Source organism: Roseomonas rosulenta (assembly GCF_016106005.1).
GTDB lineage: Bacteria > Pseudomonadota > Alphaproteobacteria > Acetobacterales > Acetobacteraceae > Neoroseomonas > Neoroseomonas rosulenta.
The window spans coordinates 1-5,913 of the sequence record NZ_JACADR010000276.1 but is presented as its reverse complement, the minus strand read 5'-3'; the positions used below and the strand labels follow the sequence as shown (position 1 = coordinate 5,913).

Below are 5,913 nucleotides of genomic sequence, written 5' to 3'. Positions count from 1 at the left end.
GCCGCCGCCCTGCCCGCGGGCGCGCCCGGCATCATCCGCATGGAGGTGGGCCAGCCCGGCACCGGCGCACCGCGCGGCGCGGCGGAGGCGGCGATCCGCGCGCTGCAGGCCGGCGCGCCCCTCGGCTATACCGAGGCCTTCGGCCTGCCCTCGCTGCGCGTGCGCATCGCGCGGCACTATCGCGAGCATTACGGGATCGAGGTCTCGCCGGCGCGCATCGCCGTGACGGTGGGGGCCTCGGGCGCCTTTCCGCTGGCCTTCCTGGCCGCCTTCGACCCCGGCGACCGCGTCGCCATGGCCGCGCCCTTCTACCCGCCCTATGCGAACATCCTGACCGCGCTCGGCATGCAGCCGATGCTGCTGCCCTGCGATGCCGCCACGCGCTTCCAGCCCACCATCGCCCTGCTGGAGGCGATGGACCCGCGCCCGGAGGGGCTGATCGTGGCGAGCCCCTGCAACCCCGCCGGCACCATGCTGGCACCCGCCGAACTTCAGGCCATCGCGCGCTGGTGCCAGGCGAACGGCGTGCGGTTGGTGAGCGACGAGATCTACCACGGCCTGACCTGGGGCACGGTGGCCGAGAGCACCGCCGCGGCCTTCAGCGACAGCGCGGTGATGGTGAATTCCTTCTCGAAATACTGGTCGATGACCGGCTGGCGCATCGGCTGGCTGCTGCTGCCCGAGGACCTGGTCCGCCCCGTGGAGTGCCTCGCGCAGAACATGTTCATAAGCGCGCCGCACGTGGCCCAGGTGGCGGCCGAGGCGGCGATGGACTGCACCGAGGAGCTGGAGGCCAATAAGGCCGCCTATGCCCGCAGCCGGGCGGCGCTGCTCGATGGCCTGCCGCGCGCTGGCTTCACGGACATCGCCGCCGCCGATGGCGCCTTCTACCTGTGGTGCGACGTGGGGCACCTGACCAACGACAGCGCCGAGTTCTGCGCGCGGATGCTGGAGCATGCCGGCATCGCGGCGACGACGGGCCTCGACTTCGACCGTGAGCGCGGCAATCGATTCCTGCGATTCTCCTATTGCGGGTCGGAAGCGGACATGGCGCAGGCGCCGGCGCGGCTGGCGGCCTGGCTGGGGCGGTGACGGCGCGCCGTCATCGCGCCGGCGGCGGCACCACCTCCCGCGGGAAGGCGTCCAGGCGCTTCAGGATCTCGAGCTTCTTCACCGGCAGCGTCTGCACAGCGAGCCCCTGCGGCGGCGGCGGGCCTGCCAGCGCGAGCACCTGGTACTCCGGCGCATAGGCCGCGGGCGCGGCATAGAGCCCGCGCGCATCGGCCGGGAAGTAGCCGATGGCGAAGGCGATCGCGTTCACCTCCGCAAGGGCATATTCGCGCAGCCGCAGGTCTGGGAAATACGGGCTCGCCTCGGCGAAGGGCAGCGGGATGCGCAGTTCGCGCTCGATCGCCTGGCCGGGATCGAGCCGCGTGCAGAGCGGCAGGTCGGGCGCGATCAGCACGCGGTCGCGCGGCAGCGGCGCGATGAACTTGCCAAGCACCGCGACGCCGTCCTCCTGTCGGATCACAACCGCGGCCTGCGCATTGGCGCTCACCGCGCGGGTGGCGGGATCGACGCGCGGCATCGCGTCCATCACGTAGAGCGGCACGGCACCCTGGTTCTCGGCGCGATAGGCAAAGATGAAGGCGTCGGCCACCTTGTTCGGCCGGCACTGCAGGTGAAGCGCGCCCCCGATGCTGCCGCCATCCATCGCCTCCTCCTCCCCGCCCGCCCGTCAGTCGCCGCCCCGCGGCGGCGGCAGGGGCGGCGGCGGGGGCGGCGGCAGCGGGTTGGGCGAGGTGTCGCCCTTCACCGTGCCGGCGCGGCCGTCGCGGTTGCGCTGCGCGTCGTCGAGCAGGTCGTTCAGCTGCGCGTCGGAGGTCGGCGAATCCGGGTCGCCCTCGCGCGGCCAGTCTTCCGGGTCATAGGTGATGGTGGTGCCGGACCCCTTGCCGGTGCCTGGCACGGGCTTGCCGTCCGGCCCCTTCTGGCCGGTCGGGAAGCCGGGGGCGGTGGCGTCCACCGGGTTGTCGGCCTTGCTGCTGGCGCTCGGCGGGTCGGTCGGCGTCTCGGGCGGCTCGATGACGGTGGGCTTGTCGCTGTTGATCGCGTCCGCGATCTTCTGCCGCCCTTCCGGGGTCTCGTTGATCTTCGAGAGATCGTCGATCACCTTGTCGGCGAAATCCGGGTCCTCGGTCTTGATCCGCAGGCCGCTCTTGCCCTCCTGGTTGCCGCCGACCTGCAGCGTGCCGTCATCGGCGCGGGTGACGAAGGCGGCGTTCTTCGGACCCTTCGAGTGCTTGCGCCGCGGCCCGCCGCCGCCCTTGGGCTGGCGCGCCAGGAAGTCGGGCGGCTCGCCGGGGTCGGCCATGGCGGCATCTGCCGCATCGGTCAGCTCCACCACCGGCGCGTCGGAGGGCGACCCGCCCTGTTGTTCCTTGTAGATCGCCGCGTCGTTGGTGATCGAGGACGGCGTCACGACCACGCTCGAGGCACCGACCTTGATCGTGATCTTCTTCTTCGCCTGCAGGATGATCTCGTCGGCGCTGATCACGGCATTGCCGGTAGCGTACATGCTCCAGGTGCCGCCGATATCCCGGATCTCGTCGGCCTTGACCGTGAAGTTGATGGCGCTGTCGATGTTCGCGAACAGGTCCTTGCCGACATGCAGGTCGAACTCGCCCCCGGCGGTGGTGAAGATCGACCCGCCGGGCGGCGGCTTTCCCGGTTCCTGCGAACTGCCGCCCACCAGCACGTGCAGGTTGCCACGCGTGGTGTCGTAGCGCGAGCCGAAGGCGGTGATGTCCATCCGCCGCTCGGAGCGCAGCAGGAACTGCTCCTCCCCCTGCTTGTCGTCGAGGCGCATCATGTGGAAGCCCGACTGGCCCTCGGGCTTGCGCGGCGTGGTCTTGGTGCGGATGCCGCTGCGCGTCGCCTGGTCGGTCTCGCTGCCCTTGAGGTCGTCCGGCTTGGCCAGCGGCCGCCCCTGCGCGCCGGCGGGCAGGAAGGGCAGGTGCGAGGACCCGCCGCGGGCGTTGTAGGCGCGGCCCACCACCATCGGGCGCTCGGGGTCGCCATCGATGAAGCCGACCACGACCTCCTGCCCGATGCGCGGCAGGAACTGGGTGCCGAGCCGTTCGCCCGCCCAGCCGTCGGAGACGCGCACGAAGCAGGTGTTGCGCCCGGTCTGGAGCGCCTCCTTGCCGATCGGATCGTTCGGGTCGTCCGGCCCCGGGTCCCAGGGGAAGCGGATGCGCACGCGCCCCAGCGCATCGACGAAGATGTCGCGCTGCGCGGTGTCGATGCCGTCCGGGCCGACCACCATCGCGAGGTGCGGCCCGTAGGCGACCGGCCGGTTGGCCGAGGGCGTGGGCAGCACATCGCGCAGGAAGGGCGCGTCGAGCGGCAGCGCGTCGAAGGCGATGGAGAGGCCGGCGGGGATCTGCAGGAACTTCTCCACCAGGTCCTTCACGCTCTTGACCGTCGAGACCAGCAGCGGCACCGCGCCCGCCAGCGCCGAGCCCCCCGTGCCCAGCGCCTTGCCGATGAAGTCGGGCAGGCCCGAGGGGTTCTTCGCCCCCGGCTCCTTGTCGAGCCAGGCGAAGATCTCCTTGCCGCTGTCGACATCCTTCTTCACCTGGTCGAGCAGCCCCTGCGCCGCCGCGGTGGCGACATCGTCCTTGTTGCCGAGCCCGATCAGGCCCTTGACGATGTCGAAAAGCTGGTCGCCGACGCTGACCAGCGCCGAGTGGTCGTAGGCGAAGATCGTCACGGTCTTGAGCAGGAAGGTCTTGCCGTCGGCCTTGTCGGCGGCGTCCTTGGGCACCGTGCCGTCGGTGTGGACGACGAAGCTGCGCCCGGCGCGGAACAGCGGATTCTTCGACTGGCCGGTGATGCCGAAGATGCCCCCCTCGTTCTGGCGCATCCGCCGCTGCGCGTGGTCGCGCGGCTGGGGCGAGACGGTCGCCGGCACGGGGAAGGCCTCTCCCTCGAGCGCGGGGTGCTCGCCCATGAGGTCGTAGTCGGGCGCGATGCCGGCCTCGCCGCGGAAGGGGGTGGCGGGGTTGATCTCGTTGAAGTTGCCGACCTTGGCCTTGCGCGTGGCGAGCGCGAAGGTGCGGCGGAAGCCAGCGACGACGCCGGCACTGGGCTCGCCGCTGCCGAGGTCCACCACGTCGGCGACGGCCGCGCGCGGCGCGTTGCGCCCGCCCAGCACCAGCACCTCGTTCTTCGCGTTGAGCTCGTGCTCGAAGCGGTAGAACAGCCCGAAGCGGTCGAGCAGGCGATGGATGAAGTTGAAGGTGCTCTCGCCGAACTGCACGCAATAGGGGATGAGCTCGGCGACCTCCTCGGCCGCCAGGCGCGTGTTCAGCTCGATCTCGGGATAGGGGCGCAGCACCTCGCGCAGCACCTGCTCGAGCGTGCGGTCCTCGAAGACGCGGAAGCGCGTCTCGTAGGCGGTGAGCTTGAAGGCCGGCACCAGGCGCGCGCTGTAGGACCGGAAGTCGTCCATCGGTCCGGTCTCGGCGAAGCTCTCGATCACGCCGTGGCGGAAGACGTGGTCGAACTCGTCCTGGTTCTCCTCGTTGATCGCGCGCTTGATGCCCACGCGCACGCGCGATCCGATCATGGTCGAGGGATCGGGCCGCTTGTCCTTCGGCCCGATCAGCGCGAGGTCGAAGGCGTAGGGGAAGGAGATGCCCTCGGCGCCGCGGACCTGGATCAGGACGAAGTTGTCGTCCTCGTCCTCGCCCTCGGGGTTGGCGAGGACGGTGTCGATCAGCAGCGAGCGGTTCTTCTGCTTCAGCGCCATCGGTCGCCTTCCGGGTCGTCAGGGCACTTTCGCGGTTTGCTGGCCTGCGTCCGTAACCGTGATCACCCCGCCCCAGTTGCAGGCGAGGATCGAGGTGTCGTTGAGGATCGGCGCGCCGCCGAGCGTGTTGGCCGGCACGCCCGGCGTCCAGGGCGATGCGGTGCAGGGGATGCAGGGCTGCGGCGTCAGCACGCCGGACGCCGCCGAGGTGGCCGAGGCCACCTGCGGGTTCGCGAGGCTGATGCACATGCCGAAGGGACGGATGTTCGTGTTCGGCACATGATCGAGGATGGTCGCCGCGGGCGTGGTGCTCCAGGCGCGATCCTTCGGCAGGACGCCCAGGGTCGAGGGCGTGGTACCGAAGGTGCACGCGAGGACCGCGCCATCCACGACATGTCGGGCCATGCGACACCTCCCGCCGGCGGGGCTTCGCAGCGCCCCTGGCGCATCGGCGGACGATAGGCGCGCAAAGCCACGCCGCACCAGAGCGATTGCGCACAGGCCACGTCGCGCTAAGGCGGTTCGGCGCGCCTCGCGGGAGGACGCTCGGACTGCGCAACCCCCGATTGCCGCGACGCGCGCCGCAGCACGACGCGGGGCGCTCCCGCCCTCCCATCGTGAGGGCACGCCGTGCTTCGCGGCAGCCCGAAGCATCGCCGGCGGAAGCGGCGTAGCATCGCGCCATGACCGACCCGACGGCTCCAGGCCCGCTCGCCGCCACCGCCGCGCTGATGGCCGACCCGGCCCGCGCACGCATGCTCGCCGCGCTGATGGGCGGCGAAGCGCTGACGGCGGGGGAGCTCGCACGCATCGGCGGCGTCACCGCCGCGACGGCGAGCGGGCATCTGGCGCGCCTCGCTCAGGGCGGGCTGCTGGCGGTGCATGCGCAGGGCCGGCATCGCTACTTCCGCCTGGCGTCCGAGGAGGTGGCCGCGGCGATCGAGGCGCTGGGCGGCCTCGCCGCGCGCCTTGCCCCGCCGCGGCGCTGGACGCATGGCGAGGCGGCGCGCGAGGCCAGGCTGTGCTGGAACCACCTGGCCGGGCGGCTTGGCGTGGCGGTGCACCGGCGCCTCACCGGGCAGGGCTGGCTCACGCCC

5 protein-coding genes are annotated in these 5,913 nt (G+C 71.6%); 2 read left to right on the top strand and 3 right to left on the bottom strand.

What is annotated here, in order from left to right; all coding sequences use genetic code 11:
- Positions 1-1,092: pyridoxal phosphate-dependent aminotransferase (locus tag HW578_RS21900; protein WP_198372840.1), on the top strand; the 1,092-nt coding region annotated here is incomplete at its 5' end.
- A gap of 10 nt (positions 1,093-1,102) precedes the next feature.
- Here the strand turns inward: HW578_RS21900 and HW578_RS21895 are convergent.
- Genes HW578_RS21895 through HW578_RS21885 form a run of 3 tightly spaced genes read right to left on the bottom strand, consistent with a single transcriptional unit; the run spans position 1,103 to position 5,221 of the window.
- Positions 1,103-1,714 (bottom strand): hypothetical protein, encoded by a 612-nt coding sequence (locus HW578_RS21895; protein ID WP_198372839.1) that lies wholly within the window; start codon positions 1,712-1,714, stop codon positions 1,103-1,105.
- Positions 1,715-1,738: 24 nt separating this feature from the next.
- Complete coding sequence (locus HW578_RS21890) at positions 1,739-4,816, bottom strand: type VI secretion system Vgr family protein (protein WP_198372838.1); 3,078 nt, start codon at positions 4,814-4,816, stop codon at positions 1,739-1,741.
- Between the two features lie 18 nt (positions 4,817-4,834).
- Positions 4,835-5,221 carry a DUF4280 domain-containing protein gene (locus tag HW578_RS21885; RefSeq protein ID WP_198372837.1) on the bottom strand — a complete coding sequence of 129 codons (387 nt, stop codon included), beginning with the start codon at positions 5,219-5,221 and terminating at the stop codon, positions 4,835-4,837.
- Positions 5,222-5,499: 278 nt separating this feature from the next.
- Between HW578_RS21885 and HW578_RS21880 the strand changes: the two genes are divergently transcribed.
- Positions 5,500-5,913 (top strand): ArsR/SmtB family transcription factor (locus tag HW578_RS21880; protein ID WP_198372836.1); only part of this gene is annotated, 414 nt, incomplete at its 3' end.

Excerpts from the sequence above, each read along its gene's own strand:
- HW578_RS21895 (WP_198372839.1), bottom strand. The coding sequence starts at position 1,714 with ATGGATGGCGGCAGCATCGGGGGCGCGCTTCACCTGCAGTGCCGGCCG.
- HW578_RS21890 (WP_198372838.1), bottom strand. The coding sequence starts at position 4,816 with ATGGCGCTGAAGCAGAAGAACCGCTCGCTGCTGATCGACACCGTCCTC.
- HW578_RS21885 (WP_198372837.1), bottom strand. The coding sequence starts at position 5,221 with ATGGCCCGACATGTCGTGGATGGCGCGGTCCTCGCGTGCACCTTCGGT.